Annotated in this window: 17 protein-coding genes; 5 read left to right on the forward strand and 12 right to left on the reverse strand. The window is 64.6% G+C overall.

The window, feature by feature from the left end; genetic code table 11:
* Positions 1-99 precede the first annotated feature (99 nt).
* Positions 100-1,377, forward strand: a complete 1,278-nt coding sequence (gene gabT / locus CAG22_RS11490) for a 4-aminobutyrate--2-oxoglutarate transaminase (protein ID WP_085705497.1) — start codon at positions 100-102, stop codon at positions 1,375-1,377.
* Positions 1,378-1,513: 136 nt separating this feature from the next.
* Positions 1,514-2,773 (forward strand): response regulator, encoded by a 1,260-nt coding sequence (locus tag CAG22_RS11495; RefSeq protein ID WP_075044305.1) that lies wholly within the window; start codon positions 1,514-1,516, stop codon positions 2,771-2,773.
* A gap of 130 nt (positions 2,774-2,903) precedes the next feature.
* Here CAG22_RS11495 and CAG22_RS11500 read toward each other — a convergent pair whose 3' ends face one another.
* Both CAG22_RS11500 and desA read right to left on the reverse strand, forming a co-directional pair.
* Entirely contained in the window at positions 2,904-3,932 is a 1,029-nt protein-coding gene (locus CAG22_RS11500; protein ID WP_085705498.1) for a sensor domain-containing diguanylate cyclase, read from the reverse strand.
* Between the two features lie 100 nt (positions 3,933-4,032).
* Positions 4,033-5,217 (reverse strand): delta-9 fatty acid desaturase DesA, encoded by a 1,185-nt coding sequence (gene desA, locus CAG22_RS11505; protein ID WP_085705499.1) that lies wholly within the window; start codon positions 5,215-5,217, stop codon positions 4,033-4,035.
* Positions 5,218-5,363: 146 nt separating this feature from the next.
* Between desA and dibA the strand changes: the two genes are divergently transcribed.
* Positions 5,364-7,259 carry a phosphodiesterase DibA gene (gene dibA / locus CAG22_RS11510; protein WP_085705500.1) on the forward strand — a complete coding sequence of 632 codons (1,896 nt, stop codon included), beginning with the start codon at positions 5,364-5,366 and terminating at the stop codon, positions 7,257-7,259.
* Between the two features lie 129 nt (positions 7,260-7,388).
* On the opposite strand, the gene CAG22_RS11515 is transcribed toward dibA, so the two are convergent.
* The 9 genes from CAG22_RS11515 to tcyJ all read right to left on the reverse strand — a co-directional run bounded on the left by CAG22_RS11515 (position 7,389) and on the right by tcyJ (position 16,429).
* The gene (locus CAG22_RS11515; protein WP_008096606.1) at positions 7,389-8,033 is read right to left on the reverse strand and encodes a methionine ABC transporter permease; all 645 of its coding nucleotides are present in this window, start codon (positions 8,031-8,033) and stop codon (positions 7,389-7,391) included.
* On the reverse strand, positions 8,023-9,132 hold the full coding sequence (locus CAG22_RS11520) for a methionine ABC transporter ATP-binding protein (protein ID WP_085705501.1): 1,110 nt from the start codon (positions 9,130-9,132) through the stop codon (positions 8,023-8,025). The genes CAG22_RS11515 and CAG22_RS11520 overlap by 11 nt, the downstream gene beginning before the upstream one ends.
* 1 nt (position 9,133) lies before the next feature.
* Entirely contained in the window at positions 9,134-9,934 is an 801-nt protein-coding gene (locus CAG22_RS11525) for a MetQ/NlpA family ABC transporter substrate-binding protein (protein ID WP_085705502.1), read from the reverse strand.
* Complete coding sequence (locus CAG22_RS11530) at positions 9,927-11,318, reverse strand: LLM class flavin-dependent oxidoreductase (RefSeq protein ID WP_085705503.1); 1,392 nt, start codon at positions 11,316-11,318, stop codon at positions 9,927-9,929. The genes CAG22_RS11525 and CAG22_RS11530 overlap by 8 nt, the downstream gene beginning before the upstream one ends.
* A complete protein-coding gene (locus CAG22_RS11535; RefSeq protein WP_085618360.1) occupies positions 11,318-12,499 on the reverse strand; it encodes an SfnB family sulfur acquisition oxidoreductase in 1,182 nt (393 codons plus the stop codon). Before CAG22_RS11535 ends, CAG22_RS11530 begins: the two co-directional genes overlap by 1 nt.
* A 142-nt stretch (positions 12,500-12,641) precedes the next feature.
* Entirely contained in the window at positions 12,642-13,883 is a 1,242-nt protein-coding gene (locus CAG22_RS11540) for an SfnB family sulfur acquisition oxidoreductase (RefSeq protein ID WP_085591821.1), read from the reverse strand.
* A 325-nt stretch (positions 13,884-14,208) separates the two neighbouring features.
* Positions 14,209-14,967, reverse strand: a complete 759-nt coding sequence (tcyN, locus tag CAG22_RS11545; RefSeq protein WP_013970435.1) for an L-cystine ABC transporter ATP-binding protein TcyN — start codon at positions 14,965-14,967, stop codon at positions 14,209-14,211.
* Positions 14,968-14,969: 2 nt separating this feature from the next.
* Positions 14,970-15,638, reverse strand: a complete 669-nt coding sequence (gene tcyL / locus CAG22_RS11550; RefSeq protein WP_025337317.1) for a cystine ABC transporter permease — start codon at positions 15,636-15,638, stop codon at positions 14,970-14,972.
* A complete protein-coding gene (tcyJ, locus tag CAG22_RS11555) occupies positions 15,635-16,429 on the reverse strand; it encodes a cystine ABC transporter substrate-binding protein (protein ID WP_085691958.1) in 795 nt (264 codons plus the stop codon). Before tcyJ ends, tcyL begins: the two co-directional genes overlap by 4 nt.
* 393 nt (positions 16,430-16,822) lie before the next feature.
* Between tcyJ and epsC the strand changes: the two genes are divergently transcribed.
* Positions 16,823-17,755: a serine O-acetyltransferase EpsC gene (gene epsC / locus CAG22_RS11560; RefSeq protein ID WP_025337318.1), complete on the forward strand. Its 933-nt coding sequence runs from the start codon at positions 16,823-16,825 to the stop codon at positions 17,753-17,755.
* Between the two features lie 332 nt (positions 17,756-18,087).
* Positions 18,088-20,049, forward strand: coding sequence for a choline transporter BetT (gene betT / locus CAG22_RS11565; RefSeq protein ID WP_170929293.1), 1,962 nt, complete (start codon positions 18,088-18,090; stop codon positions 20,047-20,049).
* 126 nt (positions 20,050-20,175) lie between these two features.
* On the opposite strand, the gene tauD is transcribed toward betT, so the two are convergent.
* Positions 20,176-21,009: a taurine dioxygenase gene (tauD, locus tag CAG22_RS11570; protein WP_075046922.1), complete on the reverse strand. Its 834-nt coding sequence runs from the start codon at positions 21,007-21,009 to the stop codon at positions 20,176-20,178.
* Positions 21,010-21,042 lie beyond the last annotated feature (33 nt).

Genomic DNA, 21,042 nt, shown 5'->3' on the forward strand with positions numbered 1-21,042 from the left:
CAGGGCGTTCACGGCAGTCGATCAACGAATACTGTTCGCGAGCACTCCCAGCCACCCCCGAATAAAAGCGCCACTCCAAACCGGCGCAATGAGGGCATTATGAGCAAGACCAACGAATCCTTGATGCAACGTCGTGTCGCCGCCGTCCCACGTGGCGTTGGCCAGATCCACCCGATCTTCGTCGATACCGCGAAGAACTCGACCGTGATCGACGTTGAAGGCCGCGAACTGATCGACTTCGCCGGCGGCATCGCAGTACTGAACACCGGCCACCTGCACCCGAAAGTGGTTGCGGCCGTGCAAGAGCAGCTGACCAAGGTCAGCCACACCTGCTTCCAGGTGCTGGCCTACGAACCTTATGTAGAGCTGTGCGAAAAGATCAACAAGCTGGTCCCAGGCGACTTCGACAAGAAGACCCTGCTGGTCACCACCGGCTCCGAAGCCGTTGAAAACGCCGTCAAGATCGCCCGTGCCGCCACTGGCCGCGCTGGCGTCATCGCCTTCACCGGCGGCTACCACGGCCGTACCATGATGACCCTGGGCCTGACCGGCAAGGTCGTGCCGTACTCCGCTGGCATGGGCCTGATGCCAGGTGGCATCTTCCGCGCCCTGTTCCCGAGCGAACTGCACGGCATCAGCGTTGACGACGCCATCGCCTCGGTCGAGCGCATCTTCAAGAACGACGCCGAGCCGCGCGACATCGCCGCGATCATCCTCGAGCCGGTACAAGGCGAAGGCGGCTTCCTGCCAGCGCCGAAAGAGCTGATGAAGCGCCTGCGCGCCCTGTGCGACCAGCACGGCATCCTGCTGATCGCCGACGAAGTACAGACCGGCGCTGGCCGTACCGGCACCTTCTTCGCCATGGAACAGATGGGCGTTGCGCCTGACCTGACCACCTTCGCCAAATCCATCGCTGGCGGCTTCCCGCTGGCCGGTGTGTGCGGCAAGGCCGAGTACATGGACGCCATCGCTCCTGGCGGCCTGGGCGGCACCTACGCCGGTTCGCCGATCGCTTGCGCCGCGGCCCTGGCCGTGATCGAAGTGTTCGAAGAAGAGAAACTGCTGGATCGCAGCAAAGCTGTGGGTGAGCGCCTGACCGCTGGCCTGCGCGAAATCCAGAAGAAGTACCCGATCATCGGCGACGTCCGTGGTCTGGGCTCGATGATCGCTGTCGAAGTCTTCGAGAAAGGCTCTCACACCCCGAACGCTGCTGCCGTTGGCCAGGTTGTCGCCAAGGCTCGCGAAAAGGGCCTGATCCTGCTGTCCTGCGGCACCTACGGCAACGTCCTGCGTATCCTGGTTCCGCTGACCGCCGAAGACGCTCTGCTGGACAAAGGCCTGGCTATCATCGAAGAGTGCTTCGCTGAAATCGCCTGATGTGACGTGCTTCAGAAAAAACCCGCTTCGGCGGGTTTTTTTTGTGCCCAGGAAAGCCTTGGGGCGCTATCGTTGTCGGAGGATTTGCTCAGGAAGCTGCGACGGACTGTGTGTCAGGGCTATTCAGGAGTTGGCGATGAACGCTGCAGACCCCACCCCACCAAGTGTACTGATTGTCGAGGGCGACCCCTGGGTACGCGACATGCTCAGCGAAATGCTGCTAAGCGTGCGCTGTGATGCCCGGCTGCAGGTCTGCGCCGACGGCTCGCAGGCCTTGAGTGCGCTGTCCAGCAAGCCCGACCTGATCATCGCCGCGCGCGAACTGGCCGGTGTCGATGGCCTCGACCTGTTGCGCAAGGTGCGCGCCAAAGGTTCGGGGTTGCCGTTCATTCTCATGAGCAACCGCAGCGACAGTGCCAGTGTGCGCGAAGCACTGCCCTTGCACCCCACGGCCTACCTGAGCAAGCCGCTGAACCTGGACACCCTGCGCAAGCGCCTGGAAGAGCTGCTGTTGGCGGTTGGCGAAGAGATCGCCTGCCCGGTGCCGGCCTTGCAGGCAGGTGCCAGCCTGCCGGCCTACCTCGAACAGCGTCGCGCTACCGCCGATGGCGGGCCGCTGCTGGCCGATGTGCAGGTGGCGATCAAGCGCGCGCTCAACCCCCAGGGCCTGAACCTGAGAGTGCTCGAAGAGGAAGTGCAGGGCGACCCGCAGATCACCGCCGTGCTGATCGCTGCGGCCAACAGCGCAGCGCTGCACCGCGAAGCACCGGTGCAAACGTTGCTGCAGGCCTTGAACAAGCTTGGCAGCACCCAGAGCATGAACCTGATCCTGGGCATGACCCTCAAGCGCAGTGCGCGCCTCAGCGACCCGCTGCTGGCGGAGCATGCGGCCCGTTACTGGGAGTTGTCGCTGCACGCTGCCGAATATGGCCGCACCTTGGCACGCATGCTCGAGCTGGACGAAGGGCGTTGTTATTGCGCGGGGTTGCTGCATTGCCTGGGCGACCTGGCGGTGCTGCGCTGCCTGCAGGAATGGCGGCTGGCTGGGGGCGAGCTGGATGAGGACCAGGTGCAGCTGTCGCTCAATGAGTTCGGGGCGGCGTTCGGCTCGGCGCTGCGTACGCGCTGGCGGTTGCCGCTGGGGTTGCGCGAGTTGATCGCGGCGATCTACCAGCTGGGCGGCGGGGTGTATTCGCGGGAGATCCTGGCCATGAACCTGGCCGGGCAGTTGTCGCGGCTGCCGGCCGAGCAGGGGCTGGAGAAGGTGGCCAGCAGCAAGACCGCGCGCCTGCTCAAGCTTGGCCTGCCGGAACTGAGGCGGTTGCGTAAGGTGGAGAACCCGGAGGTGAAGCCGCAGGAAGAGCCGCCGGTGGCTGAGGCCGAGGTTTCCAGCTGAGATTTTGGGGCCGCTTTGCGGCCCATCGCCGGCAAGCCAGCTCCCACAGGTACTGCACAAGGCTGGAGGATTGCGCCGTACCTGTGGGAGCTGGCTTGCCGGCGATTGGGGTGCAGAGCACCCCCAGGGCTCAGCCGCGGACGATCTGGTTCTTGCCCTGGCGCTTGGCCTGGTACATCGCCGCATCGGCCCTGGCATACAGGCTGTCCAGTGCCACATCGTCGTCAGTCAGCCCGGTCACCCCCTGGCTCACCGTCACCCCGTAGGTCTGCTCCCCATGGCTGAAGCTCAGCCGCTGGATCTGCCGTTGCAAGCGCTCGGCAATCTGCTCCGCGACCTGGGCACTACAGCCGGGGAACACTGCCGCGAACTCCTCGCCACCAATGCGCCCGAACAGGTCACCTCGGCGTAGCACGGCCTTGCCGCTATCGGCGATCTGCTGCAACACCTGGTCGCCTTCCTGGTGACCGTAGCTGTCGTTGATGCGCTTGAAGTCGTCGATGTCCAGCAGCAGGAAAGCCAGTGGCGTACCGTCTTCGCGGGCGCTGTCGAAGGCTTGCTGGGCGCATTCGAAAAAGTGCCGGCGGTTGCTGCTCTGGGTCAGCACGTCGGTGGTGGCCAGGCGCTGCAGTTCACCTTCGAGCTGCTTCTTCTCGGTGATGTCTTCGGCGATGCCGACGATGATCACCCGGTCGCCATCGCGTTGCTGGTTGATGTAGCACTTGTCGCTCAGCCAGCGTAGCTGGCCGTCGGCATTGAGGATGCGGTACTCGCGGTCTTCCACCGAGCCCTTGAGCAGTACCTGGGCCAGGCTGCGCTCGGCGAACTCCAGGTCGTCCGGGTAGATGCTGTCGCGCCACTCGTTGTAGTCGGCCAGCACCAGGCTGGCCGGGCGGCCGAAGATGCGCTCGTAGGCGGGGCTGACGTACAGCACCTGACGGGCTTCCCAGTCGAAGGCCCATAGCACCGCGTTGACGCTGTCGAGCAGCGAGCTGAACAGCTGCTCGCGCTCGCTCAGGCGGGCAACCTCGCCCTGGGCGTGGAGCAGCGCAAGCAAGGTCTGGGCGGCTTCGGGAGGCGGGGTGCCGGGCAGTGTCGTTGGAATGTTCTTGGCCATGTGCACGGAGCAGATCTCGGCGTGAAAGCGTGCGGCCAGCATCTGGCCCGCCACGCGGGCGATGTGCCAGATATGAGTGTAAACGAGAGGGCGAAGTTCCGGGCGGCACGCCCCGCCAAAGGGGCGTGCCGATCAACGGCGGTCAGGCGCCGGTCGGGCGCAGGGAGTAGGTCTTGAGCTGTCCCGCGAAGTCGCGCAGGGCATGGATGCCGCTGGTTTCCGCCTCGTGTACCCAGTCCTTCATGGCGGCCAGCATGTCGTGGCCGTTGGCGCTGGTGCGCGCCCAGATCTGCTGCAGGGCCAGGCGTTTTTCGTAGATGGTCTTCAGCGCCTGGCTGTGGGCGAGCATCGACTCGATGCGCACATGGTGGCGGTCTTCCAGCAGGCTGGTCTCGCGCGACAACAGGCGCTTGGCGCGGCGGAAGTGGTGGCGCAGCGAGGCATCGACGCGGGCCAGTTCCTGCTTGACCAGCGGGCCGATCACCAGCTTGCGGTACTGGGCCATGATCTGGAAACGGTTGTTGAGGATGGCCATGGCGGTGTCCATGTCCAGGCTGGCTTTGCCGGCCACCCGGTGGGCGATGGGCGCGACGCGCTGCACCTTTGCCAGGCGCAGCAGGCAGAACAGGCGGATCCACGCCCAACCCATGTCGAACTCCCAGCGCTTGACCGACAGCTTGGCCGAGTTGGGGTAGGTGTGATGGTTGTTGTGCAGCTCTTCGCCACCGATGACGATGCCCCACGGCACCAGGTTGGTGGCGGCGTCGCGGCACTCGAAGTTGCGGTAGCCGAGAGCGTGGCCCAGGCCGTTGACCACGCCGGCGGCCCAGAACGGAATCCACATCATCTGCACTGCCCAGATGGTGATGCCGATGGTGCCGAACAGCAGCAGGTCGATTACCGCCATCAGCGCGATGCCGCCCAGCTTGTAGCGCGAGTAGAGGTTGCGCTCGATCCAGTCGTCCGGGCAGTTCTTGCCGTAGATGCGCAGGGTTTCCGGGTTGCGCGCCTCTTCCCGGTAAAGCTCGGCACCCTTGCGCAGCACCGTGCCCAGGCCCTTGTACAGCGGGCTGTGCGGGTCGTCGGGGGTTTCGCACTTGGCGTGGTGCTTGCGGTGGACGGCAGTCCATTCGCGGGTGTTCTGCGCCGTGGTCAGCCACAGCCAGAAACGGAAGAAGTGCTTGAGCGCGCCATTGAGCTCCAGGGCCCGGTGCGCGGAATAGCGGTGCAGGTAGACCGTGACGCTGACGATGGTCACGTGGGTCATCAGCAGGGTGATGCCGACCAGTTGCCAGGCCGACAAGTCGAGCAGGCCGTTGTACCACATAGGTGTAAATACCCTCGGAATGCAGGAGGAGGGGCTGATTATCCCTTGGGCAGGAAATAAATACAGTCACCCGTTCAGATAGGAAGTCACGACATGTTTCAGCCTTTATAATGCCCCATCATTTTTTATGGGCAATTGCACCCGACATGTCTGTTTCCGTTCGCGACGCCTTGCGCATGGCTGCGCTGTATGTGGTGCTCTCGATCCTCTGGCTGACGCTGGCCGAGGTGGTGTTGCACGGCATGACCGAGGATCCCCTGGCACTGACCGTGGGCCGGCAGATCAACGTGGTGGTCTGGGTGCTGCTGAGCGCCTTGCTGATCTATGTATCGAGGGTACGTCTGCTCGACTTCATCGGCGTTGGCGCGCGTATGCGTGGTGAAGACCGTGAACGCCTGCGCATGGCTGCGGCAGTGTTCGACAGCACCCTCGAAGGCGTGCTGGTGACCGATCGCGATGGCCTGATCGTGCACGTCAACCGTGCCTTCATGCGAATCACCGGCTACCAGCAGGACGAGGTCATCGGCCAGCGTCCGAACAAGTTCAAGTCGGGCCGCCATGGCCTGGCGTTCTACCAGCAGATATTCGCCACCCTGGCGGAAAAGGGCGAGTGGAGCGGCGAAATCTGGAACCGGCGCAAGAGTGGTGAAATCTACCCGCAGTGGCAGACCATTTGCGCCATCCGCGACGATGAAGGCGAGCTCAGCCATTACGTGGCGGTGTTCAGCGACATCAGCGCGATCAAGCATTCGGAACAGGAATTGGCCTACCTGGCCCACCACGACCCGCTGACCGACCTGCCCAACCGCCTGCTGTTCAACGACCGGGTCGAGCAGGCCCTGGCGGCAGCCCAGGCCAACAAGCGTGGTTGTGCCCTGCTGTTGCTGGACCTGGACCACTTCCAGAGCATCAACGACGGCCTTGGCCATACCATTGGCGATCAGTTGCTGAAACTGGTGGGCGAGCGCCTGGGTGAGGTGCTGGGCAGCGGCGTGACCCTGGCGCGCCTTGGGGGCGACGAATTTGGCGTGCTGGCGGAAAACTGCCATGAGGTCGGCCAGGCGGGCAAGCTGGCGCAGGGCATCATCGAGCGCATGCGCGAGCCGTTCCTGTTCGACGGTCACCGCCTGTTCATCAGTGTCAGCGTGGGCATCAGCCTGTTCCCCAGCGATGCCTTGGGTGCCGAGCAGTTGCTGCGCAATGCCGACTCGGCGTTGTACAAGGCCAAGAGCAACGGGCGGGCCTGCTATGCGCTGTACACCGAAGAGCTGACCGCCCACGCCCAGCAGCGGGTTGAAACCGCCGGCGATCTGCGCCGGGCCCTGGAGCAGGACGAGCTGCGGGTGTTCTACCAGCCGGTGCACGACCTGGCGAGCGGCCGCCAGGTCGGCGTCGAGGCCCTGGTGCGCTGGCAGCACCCCCAGCGCGGCCTGGTGCCGCCGGGCGAGTTCATCCCGATTGCCGAGCGTACCGGGTTGATTGCCGAGATCGACGCCTGGGTACTGCGCCAGGCGTGTCGGCAGATGGTGCGATGGCAGGGTGAAGGGCGGCAGCTGGCGTTCGTGGCGGTGAACATCTCCAGCCGCCTGTTTGGCCAGCACGAGCTGTACCAGCAGGTGGCCGAGGTGCTGCACGACACCGGTCTGGACCCGGCCTTGCTGGAGCTGGAGGTGACCGAGAGCGCGGTGATGGAGGACCCGGAGGTGGCCCTGGAGCAGTTGCATCGCCTGCGCGAGCTGGGGGTGACCCTGGCCATCGACGACTTCGGCACCGGTTATTCATCGCTGCTGCGGTTAAAGCGCTTGCCGGTGCAGAAGCTGAAGATCGACCAGGGCTTCGTTGCCGGGTTGCCGCTGGATGAGGACGACATCGCGATCGTCCGGGTGATCATCGCCCTGGCCCGCAGCATGGGCATGCAGGTGCATGCCGAGGGCATCGAGCAGGCAGAGCAGGCCAGTTTCCTGCTGCATGAGCTGTGTCAGCTGGGGCAGGGGTACTGGTTCGGGCGGCCGGTGCCTGCCGGGGATTTGCGCTGGGGTTGAGATCGCCGGGGCCGCTTTGCGGCCCTTTCGCCGGCAAGCCAGCTCCCACAAGTACTCACAAGGCTAGAGGGCAGCGCTGGCCCTGTGGGAGCTGGCTTGCCGGCGATGGGGCGCGCAGCGGCCCCCGAACTATCGTTTGTTCAAGCCTTTCGCCAACCGGTCTCCACCCAGCTGGATTAACGCCACCAACGCCACCAGCATGGCAATCACGGTCAGCATGATCTGGCTGTCGAAGCGCTGGTAGCCATAGCGGTAGGCGATGTCCCCCAGTCCCCCGGCACCGATCGCTCCGGCCATGGCCGAGGAGTTGATCAGGGTCACCAGGGTAATGGTGAAGCCCCCGACAATCCCCGGCAGCGCCTCTGGCAGCAGCACGTGCCAGACAATGTGCCAGCGTCGGCAGCCCATGGCCTGCGCAGCCTCCACCAGGCCGTGGTCGACTTCGCGCAGGCTGACCTCGGCAATCCGCGCGAAGAACGGCGTGGCGGCAATGGTCAGCGGCACCACCGCCGCCCACACGCCATAGGTGGTACCCACCACCAGGCGGGTGAAGGGGATCAGCGCGACCATCAGGATCAGGAACGGGATCGAGCGGAACAGGTTGACGAAGGCACCCAGCACCCGGTTCAGCAGCGGCGCCTCGAAGATCCCGCCCTTGTCGCTGGTGACCAGCAGCACAGCCATCGGTACCCCCACCAGCAGGGCGATCAGCGACGACACGCCAACCATCAGCAGGGTATCGAGCAAGCCTTCCAGCAGGCGATCAAACCACATGGCCCAGTACCTCCACGTCCTCGGCCCAGCGGCGGGCGCGTTCCAGCAATTGATGGGTGTCGTGCGGCGACTGCTGCACCGACAGGATCAGCTGCCCCAGGGCATGCTCGCCAATGGTTTCCACACCGCCCTGCAGCAGGCGCACGCGGCCGCCAAGGTCGTTGAACAGGGCAGACAGTTCGGGCTCGCCGACCAGGGTCAGCCTCAGCACCACGGCACTGTCGCGGCTTGCCGGGCTGGCCCGCAGGCTGGCTTGCAGCGCGGCTGGCAACCTGGCTTGCAACGGTGCCAGCAGGGTACGGGTGACCTCGTGGCGTGGTGAGCCAAACACCCGCCAGACCTCACCCTGCTCGACCACTTCTCCACGTTCCAGCACCACCACCCGGTGGCAGATATCGCGGATTACCGCCATCTCGTGGGTGATCAGCACGATGGTCAGGCCCAGGCGCTGGTTGATGTCGCGCAACAGTTCGAGAATGGAAGCGGTGGTTTCAGGGTCCAGCGCCGAGGTGGCCTCGTCGCACAGCAGGATCTCGGGGTCATGCACCAGCGCCCGGGCAATACCCACACGCTGCTTCTGCCCGCCGGACAGCTGCGCCGGGTACACGTGGTGCTTTTCCTGCAGGCCGACCAGCTCAAGCAGTTCGCGTACCTTGCGCTGGCGTTCGGCCTTGGCCACGCCGGCCACCTTCAGGGGCAGCTCGACGTTCTGCCACACGGTCTTGGCCGACATCAGGTTGAAGTGCTGGAAGATCATGCCAATACGCCGGCGCAGGGCTACCAGGTGGTCCTCGTCGAAGGGCGCGATGTCTACCTGGTCGATCAGCACCCGGCCCTGGCTGGGTTGCTCCAGGCGGTTGATGGTACGCAGCAGCGATGACTTGCCGGCGCCGCTGCGGCCGATGATGCCGAAGATCTCGCCATGGCGGATGTTCAGGTCGATGCCTTGCAAGGCCGGTTGCGCCTGGCCCGGGTAGGTCTTGCCCAGGCCGATGAAGCGCACATGGGCTTCATTGACCTCCGGGCGCAAGGCCTGCTCCCTGGCCGTTGGCGGCAGTGGTTGTGCGGTGGGCGCCCGGAGCGCGCTGGCCTGGCTCATGTCAGCCCTCCCAACCGGCCTGGTAGAGCTTGCCGTGGGTTTTGTCCAAGGCTGCGCGCACCACTGGCGAGTGCTGGTAGATGTCGACGAACTTGGCCAGGCGTGGGTCGTCCTTGCTTTGCGGGCGAATGACGAACTGGATCACGTACTCCTTGTTCTCCAGGCCGTCGAACAGCAGAGCGGAGCCAGCGTCGAAGCTGTTGGCCAGGCGGATGTAGGCCGGGTAGCCCTGCACCAGGTCGGCGTCGTCATAGGCGCGTACCAGCTGTACGGCCTCGACCTGAAGGATCTTCAGTTTCTTCGGGTTGGCGACGATGTCGTCCTCGGTGGCCTTGTAGCCGACCCCCGGCTTGAGGGTGATCAGCCCGGCCTTGGCCAGCAGCTGCAGGCCACGGCCGCTGTTGATCGGGTCGTTGGCGATGGCCACGCTGGCACCTTCGGGCAGGTCGGCGAAGCTCTTGTACTTTTTCGAGTACAGGCCGACGTTGTTGATGATGCCCGGGGCGTAGGGCACCAGGTTGAAGCCCGCGGCCGCCTTGGCGTTTTCCAGGAACGGGATGTGCTGGAAGTAGTTCACATCGATGTCGCCGCTGTTGAGGCTGACATTGGGTGCGATCCAGTCGCTGAACTCGACCAGCTTCACTTCCAGGCCTTGCTTGTGCGCTTCTTCCACTGCGGCTTCCAGCGGGATGGCAAAGGCCGAGGTGGTGCCGATCTTCAGCGGTTCGGCAGCCAGCGCGCTGGCGGACAGGCCGAGGGTGAGGGCAATGGCCGCGACGGGCCGGAACAGTTTATCAAGCATGGTGCAGGGCTCCAGTCGGGGCAGGGGTAGAGGTAAAGCGGTAAGCCGCGCCCGGGTGGTCGGCGGGCAGGTGCGGGTGGTCGGCCTGGAACAGTTTTTCGCGCAGGGTGCCTTCGGCGTAGGCGGTCTTGTAGCGGCCACGCTGTTGCAACTGCGGGATGACCAGGTCGATGAAGTCCTCGAAGCTTTCCGGGGTTACGGTGCGGGTCAGGTTGAAACCGTCCAGGCCGGTTTCATCGATCCAGGCGATCAGCTGCTCGGCCACCTGCTCGGGCGCGCCGACCAGGGTCACGTAACGGCCACCCAGGGCGTGCTGCTGCAGCAGGCGCCGGCGGGTCCAGGCGTTGTCCTGCAACTGGCGCGTGGCCGACTGGATGGCGTTGCCCTGGCTGAAGGCAATCGGCTCGTCCAGGGCGTAGGCGGCGAAGTCGATGCCGGTGGACGCTGCGAAGTGCGCGACCCCGGCCTCGGCGCTGGCATGGCGCAGGTACTCGGCATGCTTGGCCTGGGCCTGCTGCTCGGTGGCGGCGACGATCACCGTGATGCCCATGAACACCTTGACTGCTTGCGGGTCGCGGCCAGCGGCCTGGGCGGCGGCGCGCACCTTGTCGACCTGAGCGCGGGTGGCGGCCTTGTCCTGGCCACTGATGAACACGCATTCGGCATGGTTGCCGGCGAAGGCCAGGCCACGCTGCGAGCTGCCGGCCTGGAACAGTACCGGTGTACGTTGCGGCGAGGGCTCGCACAGGTGGTAGCCGTCGACCTTGTAGAACTCGCCCTGGTGGTTGACCTTGCGCACCTTGTCGGGCCTGGCATAGACGCGCTGCTGGCGGTCGGCGACCACGGCATCGTCGGCCCAGCTGCCTTCCAGCAGCTTGTACAGCACCTGCAGGTACTCGTCGGCCTGGTCGTAGCGGCGGTCATGCTCGGGTTGCTGCGCCAGGCCCATGGCCCGGGCGGCGCTGTCGAGGTAGCCGGTGACGATGTTCCAGCCCACCCGGCCATTGCTCAGGTGGTCCAGGGTGGAAAGGCGCCGGGCGAACAGGTACGGCGCTTCGTAGGTGAGGTTGGCGGTAAGGCCGAAGCCCAGGTGGCGGGTGACGGCGGCCATGGCCGAAACCAGCAGCAGCGGGTCGTTGACCGGCAGCTGGATCGACTCCTTGAGGGTGACGTCCAGCGACTGGCCGTAGATGTCGTAGGTGCCGACGATGTCGGCGATGAACAGCCCGTCGAACAAGCCGCGCTCCAGCAGGCGCGCCAGGCTGGTCCAGTAATCCAGGGTCTTGTACTGGGTCGAGGTGTCCCGTGGGTGGGTCCACAGGCCGTGGTTGATGTGCCCGATGCAGTTCATGTTGAAGGCATTGAGCAGGATCTGTTTGGCCATCAGATGGTCCCCCGGCGTGGTGGGTTGGCATCGTTGAGGTAGTAGTTGCCGATGGCGTGGTACTTCCAGCGCACCGGGTCGTGCAGGGTGTGCACGCGGGCGTTGCGCCAGTGGCGGTCGAGGTTGTGTTCGGCCAGGGTGGCCTGGCTACCGCCCAGTTCGAACAGGGTGGTGCCGGCCGCGAGGGAAATCTCGGTGCTGATGGCACGGGCCTCGGCCACCGCGATGGAAGCGGCGGCCACGTTGTCGGCAGTGCTGTCGTCGCGGGCGCGGTCCAGGTATTCGCCGGCGCGTTCCAGCAAGGCTTCTGCGGCGTGCAGGCGGATCGCCAGGTGGCCGAAGCTTTTCAGCGTCAGCGGGTCATCGCTGGCCTTGTCCAGGCCGGAGTCGACCCAGGGGCGGCTGCGGGTGCGCACGAAGTGCAGGGCATCTTCGTATGCGGCGCGGGCGATGCCGGTGTCGATGGCCGCATGAAGGATCTGCGCCAGCGGGCCGACCGGGGTAGGGCGTTCGAAGGCGCTCTGGAACGGCACCACGTCGGCGGCGCTGACGTACACGTTGTCGAACACCACCGAGCCGCTGCCGGTGGTGCGCTGGCCGAAGCCGCTCCAGTCGTCGATCACCTGCAGGCCCTGGCTGTCGGCCGGGACGAAGGCCAGGTGCTGCACGCCCTGTTCATCGACCACCGAGGTGGGAATGCGCTGGGCGTAGATGGCGCCGGTGGAGTAGAACTTGCGGCCGTTGATGCGAAAGCCATCGCCGTCGCGGGTCAGGCGAGTGGTGCGCTCGTTGGCGGTCTTGGTGCCCAGTTCGGCCAGGGCGTTGCCGAAGCGGCTGCCGGCCAGTACTTCGGCGTACAGGCGCTGTTGCTGTTCGGGTGTGCCGTTTACCCGCAGCACTTCCAGGCCGTAGAAATGGTTTTGCGGGATTTGCCCGAGCGAGCCGTCAGCCTGGGCGATGCGGGCGATGACCTTGGCCAGGGTGACGTTGGACACGCCGGCGCCGCCAAAGGCCTTGGGCACGCTGATGGCCCACAGGCCGGAGCGGGTGAACAGTTCCAGTTCGGCGTGCGGCAGGCGGCGCTCGCGGTCGCGCAGGGCGCTGTCGCGGCGCAGGTGTCGGGCGACTTCTTCGGCGACGTTCAGGGCTTCGGTGTCGCTGGTGATGATGTTTGTAGTCATGGTGTTTCTCCGGGGGCCGCTGCGCGGCCCTTCGCGGGCTCGCCCGCTCCCACAGGTAAAGTGATGCCTGTTCAGGCGCTGGTAATCCTGTGGGAGCGGGCGAGCCCGCGAAGGGCTGCGTAGCAGCCCCAAAGGCAGCAAGTCAGATCCAGGAATGCCGCGCGGGCAAGGTGCCGTTGAGGTGGTAAGCGCCAACCGCGTGGTACTTCCAGCGCACCGGGTCATGCAGGGTGTGCACCCGGGCATTGCGCCAGTGGCGGTCGAAGTTGAACTCGGCGAGGGTGGCGCGGCTGCCGGCCAGCTCGAACAGCTTTTCGCTGGCCTGCAGGGCAATCTCGGTAGTCAGCACCTTGGCCTCGGCCACCGCGATCGAGGCCCGTGCCGCGCTTGCTGCATCGATCGGCGCGGCGTTGACCTCGTCCAGGACCCGCGCGGCCTTGCGCAGCAGCGCTTCGGCGGCGTGCAGCTCGAGCTTCAGGCGGCCGATGTCGGCGATTACATAAGGGTCGTCGCTGGCGCGGTCGACCTTGGCCTCGATCCATGGCCGGGCCTTTTCGCGCACGAAGCTGATGGCGTCTTCGATCGCCGCTTCGGCGATGCCAGCATCGATCGCCGCCTGGATCAGCTGCGAAGCAGCGCCCTGGATGTTGGGAATGTCGCGCTGGCGCCAGTTGTCGATCACCAGGTCGGCATCCACCGGTACCTGGTCGAGCAGCACGGTGCCGCTGGCAGTGGTGCGCTGGCCAAACCCGGACCAGTCATCGACGATGCGCAGCCCCGGGCTACCTCGGCGCACGAATGCCAGGCGCTGGCGGCCTTCGTCGTCCAGTGCCTTGACTGCCACCCAGTGGGCGAACAGGGCACCGGTGGAATAGAACTTCTCGCCGCTGATGTGATAGCTGTCGCCGACGCGGGTGATCCTGGCCTTGAGGGTCAGGGTGTCCTTGGTGCCGCGTTCGGGGCCGGCATTGCCGATGCGCCAGCCATCGAGCACGCTGCGGAAGATCACCGCCTGCTGCGCCTCGGTGGCAGTCAGGCGCAGCAGTTGCAGCATGCCGAACTGGTTCTGCGGGATCTGCCCCAGGGCCGGGTCGGCGGCGCTGATCAGGCGGAACACTTCGGCCACGGTCTCGAATGACACATCGGGGCCGCCATGGGCCTTGGGTACGCTGATGCTGCCCAGGCCGCTGCGGGTGAACAGTTCGATCTCGGCCCATGGCAGTTTGCGTTGCTGGTCGCGGCGGGCGGCCTGCTCGCGGGCGACCTCGGCCAGTTCGCGGGCCGCTTGCAGGGCTTCGGCGTCGTTGCGCAGTACCTTGGCCGGCAGCAGCAGGGGCGAGCTGTCGAGATCGCTGTGGAATTGGGTATTGGGTTGGCTGGACATCAGTACCGCTCCTTGGCTGCACTCAATGCCCTGGCGTTACGCACTGGGGTGATTGTGATCCTGACCATTCCTGACCTCACAAAAAAGTAATGCCGCTACAGCTGATCGCGACAGATGTGTGCTGGTCCGGTGGTCCGGTTTATATACCCTAATGCTTTATAAAAAGTTTATGAACTAACTCTTTGGAATATGTATAGAAGGAGGGATTTGCTGTGGATGTACTGGCCCTATCGCCGGCAAGCCAGCTCCCACAGGACGCCACAGGTCTTGATTACTGTGGGGTATCTGTGGGAGCTGGCTTGCCGGCGATAGGGCCAGTGCAGGTTTACTCGGAGGCAGCAGTCCCCAGGAACTTGCGCAAGAACTGCCGGGTACGCTCTTCCTTTGGCGCCGCAAACAGCGCCTTGGCCTCGCCCTGTTCCACGATCACGCCCTTGTCGAAGAAGATCACCCGGTTCGCCACATCGCGGGCAAAGCTCATCTCGTGGGTAACGATGATCATGGTGCGCTTCTCCTCGGCCAGGCCGCGGATGGTCGCCAGCACTTCCCCCACCAGTTCGGGGTCCAGCGCCGAGGTCGGTTCGTCGAACAGGATCACCTCCGGCTCCATGGCCAGGGCGCGGGCGATGGCCACCCGTTGCTGCTGGCCACCGGAAAGGCGCCGCGGGTAGGCGTCTTCCTTGCCCGCCAGGCCAACCTTGGCCAGCAGGCGCCGGCCCAGTTCGATGGCCTGCTCGCGGGGCGTCTTCTTGACGATCACCGGCCCCTCGATCACGTTTTCCAGGGCGGTGCGATGAGGGAACAGGTTGAAGTTCTGGAACACGAACCCGGCCTGCTGGCGCAAGCGGCGAATCGCACTTTGCTGCCCGCCCAGCGGGCGGTTGGCGTCGATGCTGATGTCGCCAATCTGGATCTGCCCGGCATCGGGTGTTTCCAGCAGGTTGAGGCAACGCAGGAAGGTGGTCTTGCCCGAGCCGCTGGGGCCGATGATGGCCACCACTTCGCCGGGCTGCACGGTCAGGTCGATACCGTTGAGCACGGTCTGGCCCTTGAACCGCTTGGTCAGGCCTTTGACTTCAATCATGCTCAATGCTCCTGGTCATGCTGGTTGACTCGCGCTTCCATGCGGTTCTGGAAGTGCGCGAGGATGCTGCACAGCACCCAGTAGATGACCGCCACCGCCACGTACATGGTGAACACTTCGAAGGTGCGCGCGGTAATCAGCTGGGCCTGGCGGAACAGCTCGGGCACCTGGATGGTCGCCGCCAGGGCGGTGTCCTTGACCAGCGAGATGAAGCTGTTGCCCAACGGCGGCAGTGCGGTGCGCAAGGCCTGGGGCAGGATCGCCCGGCGCATGGCCTGGACGCGGGTCATGCCGATACTGGCGGCGGCTTCCCACTGGCCACGGTCGATCGAGGAAATCGCCGCGCGCAGGATTTCGCAGATGTAGGCGGCCATGTTCAGCGACAGGCCGATCAGCGAGGCCGGGATCGGGTCGAGCTCGATGCCGATCTGCGGCATGCCGAAGTAGATGACGAACAGCTGCACCAGCAGCGGCGTGCCGCGGAAGAACGACACGTAGACCCGCGCCAGCCAGTTCAGCGGCAAGATCTTCGACAACCGCATCAGTGCCAGGGCAAAGCCCAGCAGCAGGCCGAAGAACATGCCGCCAACACTGAGCAGCACTGTATAACCCGCGCCCTTCAGCAGGAAGGGCGCGGAGTCGACAACGAGTTGCAGGCTTTCAGCAATCATTTGGTGACATCGGCACCGAAGTATTTCTCGGACAGCTTGGCCAGCGTGCCGTCAGCCTTGAGCTTGTCCAGCGCCTTGTTGATCGCTGCCAGCAGTTCCGGCTCACCCTTGCGCAGGGCCACGCCGCTTTCCAGGCGCGAGAAGGCATCGCCGGCCAGTTCGGTGTCCTTGGCTTTTTGCGCGTATTCCAGCGCGGCCAGGCGGTCGATCAGGATGGCGTCGATGCGGCCGTTGCGCAGGTCGGCGAACTTGCTCGGGTCGTCTTCATAGGTGCGCACATCGGCTTGCGGCACGTCCTTCTTGACCCATTGCTCGTAGTTGGTGCCCAGGCCCACGCCGACCTTCTTGCCGGCCAGGTCTGCGGCCTTGTGGATGTTCAGCTGCTCGGCCTTCTTCTTCAGGATCAGCGCCTGGATGCCGGAGATGGTGTAAGGCTCGGAGAAGTCATACTTCTTCTTGCGCTCTTCGGAAATGGTCACCTGGTTGATCACCACGTCCAGGCGCTTGGACTCCAGTGCGGCGAGGATGCCGTCCCACTTGGTCGGCTGCACCTTGGCCTTTACCCCCAGCTCCTTGGCCAGCAGTTCGGACAGTTCCACTTCGAAGCCGGTCAGCTTGCCGTTTTCGTCCTGGAAGCTGAACGGTGGATAGGTGCCTTCGAGGCCGACGTTGATCACGCCTTTTTCCTGGATGGTCTTCAGCTGCTCGCCGGCGAAGGACTGGCCGAGCAGGCCGGCACCCAGCAGGAGTGCCAGGCTGGCGTTGAGTAGCGGTTTGGCGAATTTCGACATTTCAGAGCCCCGCGCTTGTTGTGTAAGTGGTGGGTGGCGACTATAGGGTCGGCTGCTTAGGCCAGGAAATACTAAAAAATTATTTTGTTATTTCCTTTTTAGTTTTTGCCAGGTGCTGGCTGCTTTGAGGGTAGGCGAGGTTGCCTGCTCCGTCATCGCGGCTTATGCCTGACTTAGCGCAGGATGGAATAAAGCGTTGTTTTTTCCAAGGGATGGATTTGCCGTAGAGTGGATTGCATGTAGGCAGGTTCGGCCCTTTCGCGGGTAAACCCGCTCCCACAGAGACCGCACAGGCATCGAAACCTGTGCAGTCCCTGTGGGAGCGGGCGAGCCCGCGAAGAGGCCGGACCTGCAAATAAAAATGAGTTTGGCCTACTCAGGCAGGAGAAAACCGTGAGCGAACAACCTTCATCCGGGCACTGGCAGTTGCAGAGCATCGTCAACGGCCTGCGCGGTGCCCGTGAACAATGGCGTACCCGCAATGGCCGCAGCAGCGGCGAGCAGGGCGGGCGTGAGCTGCCTTCGCGCGAAGCGATGCGGCACATCCTGGAGCAACTGTGCGGCGCACTGTTCCCCATGCGCCTTGGCCCGGTCGACCTGCGCGAAGAAAGCGAAGACTTCTACGTCGGGCATACCCTGGATGCCGCGCTGACCGCCTTGCTGGCCCAGGCCCGCCTGGAGTTGCGCTACGCCGCACGGCAAAGCAAGGGCGAGCTGGCCGGCGTCGATGCCCATGCGCTGAGCCTGGTGCAGGGCTTCGCCGCCGCCCTGCCGGGCCTGCGCGTGCTGCTCGACACCGACGTGCTGGCCGCCTACCACGGCGACCCGGCGGCGCGCAGTGTCGATGAAGTGCTGCTGTGCTACCCAGGCATCCTGGCGATCATCCACCACCGCCTGGCGCACCATCTGTACCAGGCCGGCCTGCCGCTGCTGGCGCGGATCAGCTCGGAGCTGGCGCATTCGGCCACGGGGATCGACATTCACCCCGGGGCGCAGATCGGCCCGAGCTTCTTCATCGACCACGGTACCGGCGTGGTGATCGGCGAAACCGCGATCATCGGCGAGCGCGTGCGGATCTACCAGGCAGTGACCCTGGGCGCCAAGCGCTTCCCCAGCGATGAGTCGGGCACCCTGCACAAGGGCCTGCCACGCCACCCGATCGTCGAGGACGATGTGGTGATCTATGCCGGGGCCACTGTGCTGGGGCGGATCACCATCGGCAAAGGCTCGACCATTGGCGGCAATGTGTGGCTGACCCGCAGTGTGCCGGCCGAGAGCAACATTACCCAGGCCAACCTGCAGCTGGATTGCCAGGACAAGAACTGATCTGGTATTTCCTTGGCCTGTACCGGCCTCTTCGCGGGCTTGCCCGCTCCCACAGGTACTGCACAAGATTCAATGTCTGTGCGGTCCCTGTGGGAGCGGGCAAGCCCGCGAAGAGGCCAGTGCAGGAGGGCACCAATCAGCGCCCCGATTCGCATTGAAATCCGATCCATGTTTAACTTGAACGCTTGTTCAATGAAAAACGCTGGTCCGCTGCCGGTGTTCAACAGGAGGATTCCTTTGCTGAACCCGTTCATTCCGAGCCTTACGTCATTCGACGAGGTGCGCCCCCAATGAGTGCACCGACCCCTTCCCTTGCCAATGGCAAGATCCGCATGAACCCTCCGGTGTTCTATTTCGCGGCAAGTTTCATCCTCATCTTCGGCCTGGTGGTCATTTCCTATCCGCAAGCAGCAGGCGACTGGTTGCTGGCGGCGCAGAACTGGGCGGCCAACACGGTCGGCTGGTACTACATGCTGGCGATGACGCTGTACCTGGTCTTCGTGGTGGTCACCGCCTTGTCCGGCTACGGCAAGATCAAGCTCGGTGCCGACCACGACGAGCCCGAGTTCAGTTACCTGTCGTGGGCCGGCATGCTGTTCGCCGCCGGCATCAGCATCACCTTGTTCTTCTTCTGCGTGTCCGAACCCCTGACCCACATGCTGCAGCCGCCCCAGGGCGAAGCGGGCACGGCCGAGGCCGGGCGCCAGGCAATGCAGATCCTGTTCCTGCACTGGGGCCTGCATGGCTGGGGCGTGTTCGCCTTCGTCGGCATGGCCCTGGCCTACTTCGCCTACCGGCACAACCTGCCGCTGGCCTTGCGTTCGGCGCTGTACCCGCTGATCGGCAAGCGCATCAACGGGCCCATCGGTTATGCGGTGGACGGCTTCGGCATCATCGCCACGGTGTTCGGCCTGGGTGCCGACATGGGTTTTGGCGTGCTGCACCTGAACGCCGGCCTCGACTACCTGTTCGGCATCGACCACAGCCAGTGGGTGCAGGTGCTGCTCATCACCCTGATGATGGGCGCGGCGGTGGCCGTGGCCGTCGCCGGGGTGGAGAAGGGCGTGCGGGTGATGAGCGACATCAACCTGTTCCTGGCCTGCGCGCTGTTGCTGTTCGTGTTGTTCGCCGGGCCTACCCAGCACCTGTTCAACACGCTGATCCAGAACCTCGGCGACTACCTGGGGGCCTTGCCGCGCAAGAGTTTCGACGTTTATGCCTACGGCGAGAACCGTGACTGGCTGGGCGGCTGGACGGTGTTCTACTGGGCCTGGTGGATTGCCTGGGCGCCGTTCGTGGGCCTGTTCATCGCCCGCATCTCCCGTGGCCGCACCATCCGCGAGTTCGTCTTTGGTGTGCTGTTGATTCCGCTGGGCTTCACCCTGGCGTGGATGTCGATCTTCGGCAACAGCGCCCTGGACCAGGTCATCAACCACGGCATGACCGCTCTGGGCCAGTCGGCGCTGGATAACCCGTCGATGAGCCTGTACCTGCTGCTGGAGACCTACCCCTGGAGCAAGACGGTGATCGCCATGACGGTGTTCATCAGTTTCGTGTTCTTCGTCACCTCGGCCGACTCGGGCACCGTGGTGCTGTCGACCTTGTCGGCCAAGGGTGGTGATGCCGACGAGGATGGGCCGAACTGGCTGCGCATCTTCTGGGGCGCGATGACGGCGCTGATCACCAGTGCGCTGTTGTTCGCCGGCAGCATCGATTCGCTTAAATCGGCGGTGGTGCTGACCTCGCTGCCGTTCTCGCTGATCCTGCTGTGCATGATGTGGGGGCTGCACAAGGCGTTCTACCTGGAGTCGCAACGGCAGATCGCGCAGATGCATTCGCTGGCCCCGTTCGCCCAGTCACGCCGCGGCCGTGGTGGCTGGCGCCAGCGCCTGAGCCAGGCGGTGCACTTCCCGTCGCGTGATGAGGTGTACCGCTTCATGGACGACGTGGTGCGCCCGGCAATTGCCGATGTGCGTGAAGTGTTCGAGCAGAAGGGCCTGGTGCTGATTACCCAGGACGACCCGAGCCACGACAACGTCAGCCTGAAGATTGGCCATGGCGAGGAACAGCCGTTCATTTACCAGGTGCAGATGCGTGGCTACTTCACGCCATCGTTCGCCCTGGGTGGGCTGGGTACGCAAGAGTTGAAGAACCGCCGTTACTACCGGGCGGAGGTGCACCTCAGCGAAGGCAGCCAGAACTATGACCTGGTGGGCTACAGCAAGGAGCAGATCATCAACGACATCCTCGACCAGTACGAACGGCACATGCAGTACCTGCATTTGGTCAGGTAATAACCTGTACCGGCCTCTTCGCGGGTAAACCCGCTCCCACAGGTATAACACTGGCTTCAATACCGGTGCGGTACCTGTGGGAGCGGGTTTACCCGCGAAGAGGCCGGCACTGCTGATGCATCTCTATCAGAAGGGCGCATCCCCGAGGATGGTCGCCCGATGCATCACCCGCCGGTTCGGCCGGTAGTCATCCACGGCAAAATGCTGGGTCACGCGGTTGTCCCAGAACGCCACGTCATTCTCCTGCCACCGCCAGCGAATGCTGAACTCCGGCCGCGTCGCATGGGCAAACAGCAGCTTCAGCAGTGCCTCGCTTTCCAGTTCGCTCAGCTCATTGATGCGCGTGGTGAACCCCTCATTGACGAACAACGCCTTGCGCCCGCTCACCGGATGCGTGCGCACCACCGGGTGCGACAGCGGCGGGTTGTTGCGCCGGGTTGCTTCCCAGCGCGCCAGGTCTTCCGGCGTGGTACCAAAGCGCTCCAGCGGGAACGACTTGGTGAAGTCATGGGTAGCGGTCAGCCCGTCGAGCAGCTCGCGCAGCGGCGCCGACAAGGCTTCGAAGGCAGCGATGCCGCTGGCCCACAGGGTGTCGCCGCCGTAGGCCGGCAACTGCTTGGCGCTGAGCACCGCGCCCAGGGCCGGGGTCGGCAGGAAGGTCACGTCGGTGTGCCACACGGCGTTGTCGCGCACATCGGTAACCGCCGTGTCGAGGATCAGCACCTGCGGGGTTTCCGGCACGTTGGGGTAGATCGGGTGGATGTGCAGGTCGCCGAAGCGGGCGGCAAAACGTGCCTGCTGCTGCGGGTTGATCGGCTGGTCGCGGAAGAACAGCACCTGGTGTTGCAGCAGCGCCTGCTCGATGGCGTCACGTTCTTCAACGGTGATATCGCGGCTGATGTCCACGCCACTGATCTGGGCGCCAAGCGCCGGGCTGAGGGGGGTGATGGTCAGGCTCATGTCGGTCTCTTCAATCAGGCGCCAGGCTGCTGG

Origin of the sequence: Pseudomonas sp. B8(2017), from assembly GCF_002113575.1 — a bacterium.
GTDB classification, from domain to species: Bacteria; Pseudomonadota; Gammaproteobacteria; order Pseudomonadales; family Pseudomonadaceae; genus Aquipseudomonas; species Aquipseudomonas putida_Z.

What these genes read in the sequence shown, in the direction of transcription:
- CAG22_RS11495 (WP_075044305.1), top strand. Translation starts at nt 1,514, where the DNA reads ATGAACGCTGCAGACCCCACCCCACCAAGTGTACTGATTGTCGAGGGC.
- CAG22_RS11515 (WP_008096606.1), bottom strand. Translation starts at nt 8,033, where the DNA reads ATGTGGTTTGATCGCCTGCTGGAAGGCTTGCTCGATACCCTGCTGATG.
- dibA (WP_085705500.1), top strand. Translation starts at nt 5,364, where the DNA reads ATGTCTGTTTCCGTTCGCGACGCCTTGCGCATGGCTGCGCTGTATGTG.
- CAG22_RS11535 (WP_085618360.1), bottom strand. Translation starts at nt 12,499, where the DNA reads ATGACTACAAACATCATCACCAGCGACACCGAAGCCCTGAACGTCGCC.
- tcyL (WP_025337317.1), bottom strand. Translation starts at nt 15,638, where the DNA reads ATGATTGCTGAAAGCCTGCAACTCGTTGTCGACTCCGCGCCCTTCCTG.
- gabT (WP_085705497.1), top strand. Translation starts at nt 100, where the DNA reads ATGAGCAAGACCAACGAATCCTTGATGCAACGTCGTGTCGCCGCCGTC.
- tauD (WP_075046922.1), bottom strand. Translation starts at nt 21,009, where the DNA reads ATGAGCCTGACCATCACCCCCCTCAGCCCGGCGCTTGGCGCCCAGATC.
- CAG22_RS11520 (WP_085705501.1), bottom strand. Translation starts at nt 9,132, where the DNA reads ATGAGCCAGGCCAGCGCGCTCCGGGCGCCCACCGCACAACCACTGCCG.
- desA (WP_085705499.1), bottom strand. Translation starts at nt 5,217, where the DNA reads ATGTGGTACAACGGCCTGCTCGACTTGTCGGCCTGGCAACTGGTCGGC.
- CAG22_RS11540 (WP_085591821.1), bottom strand. Translation starts at nt 13,883, where the DNA reads ATGTCCAGCCAACCCAATACCCAATTCCACAGCGATCTCGACAGCTCG.
- CAG22_RS11500 (WP_085705498.1), bottom strand. Translation starts at nt 3,932, where the DNA reads ATGCTGGCCGCACGCTTTCACGCCGAGATCTGCTCCGTGCACATGGCC.
- CAG22_RS11530 (WP_085705503.1), bottom strand. Translation starts at nt 11,318, where the DNA reads ATGGCCAAACAGATCCTGCTCAATGCCTTCAACATGAACTGCATCGGG.
- tcyN (WP_013970435.1), bottom strand. Translation starts at nt 14,967, where the DNA reads ATGATTGAAGTCAAAGGCCTGACCAAGCGGTTCAAGGGCCAGACCGTG.
- CAG22_RS11525 (WP_085705502.1), bottom strand. Translation starts at nt 9,934, where the DNA reads ATGCTTGATAAACTGTTCCGGCCCGTCGCGGCCATTGCCCTCACCCTC.
- tcyJ (WP_085691958.1), bottom strand. Translation starts at nt 16,429, where the DNA reads ATGTCGAAATTCGCCAAACCGCTACTCAACGCCAGCCTGGCACTCCTG.
- betT (WP_170929293.1), top strand. Translation starts at nt 18,088, where the DNA reads ATGAACCCTCCGGTGTTCTATTTCGCGGCAAGTTTCATCCTCATCTTC.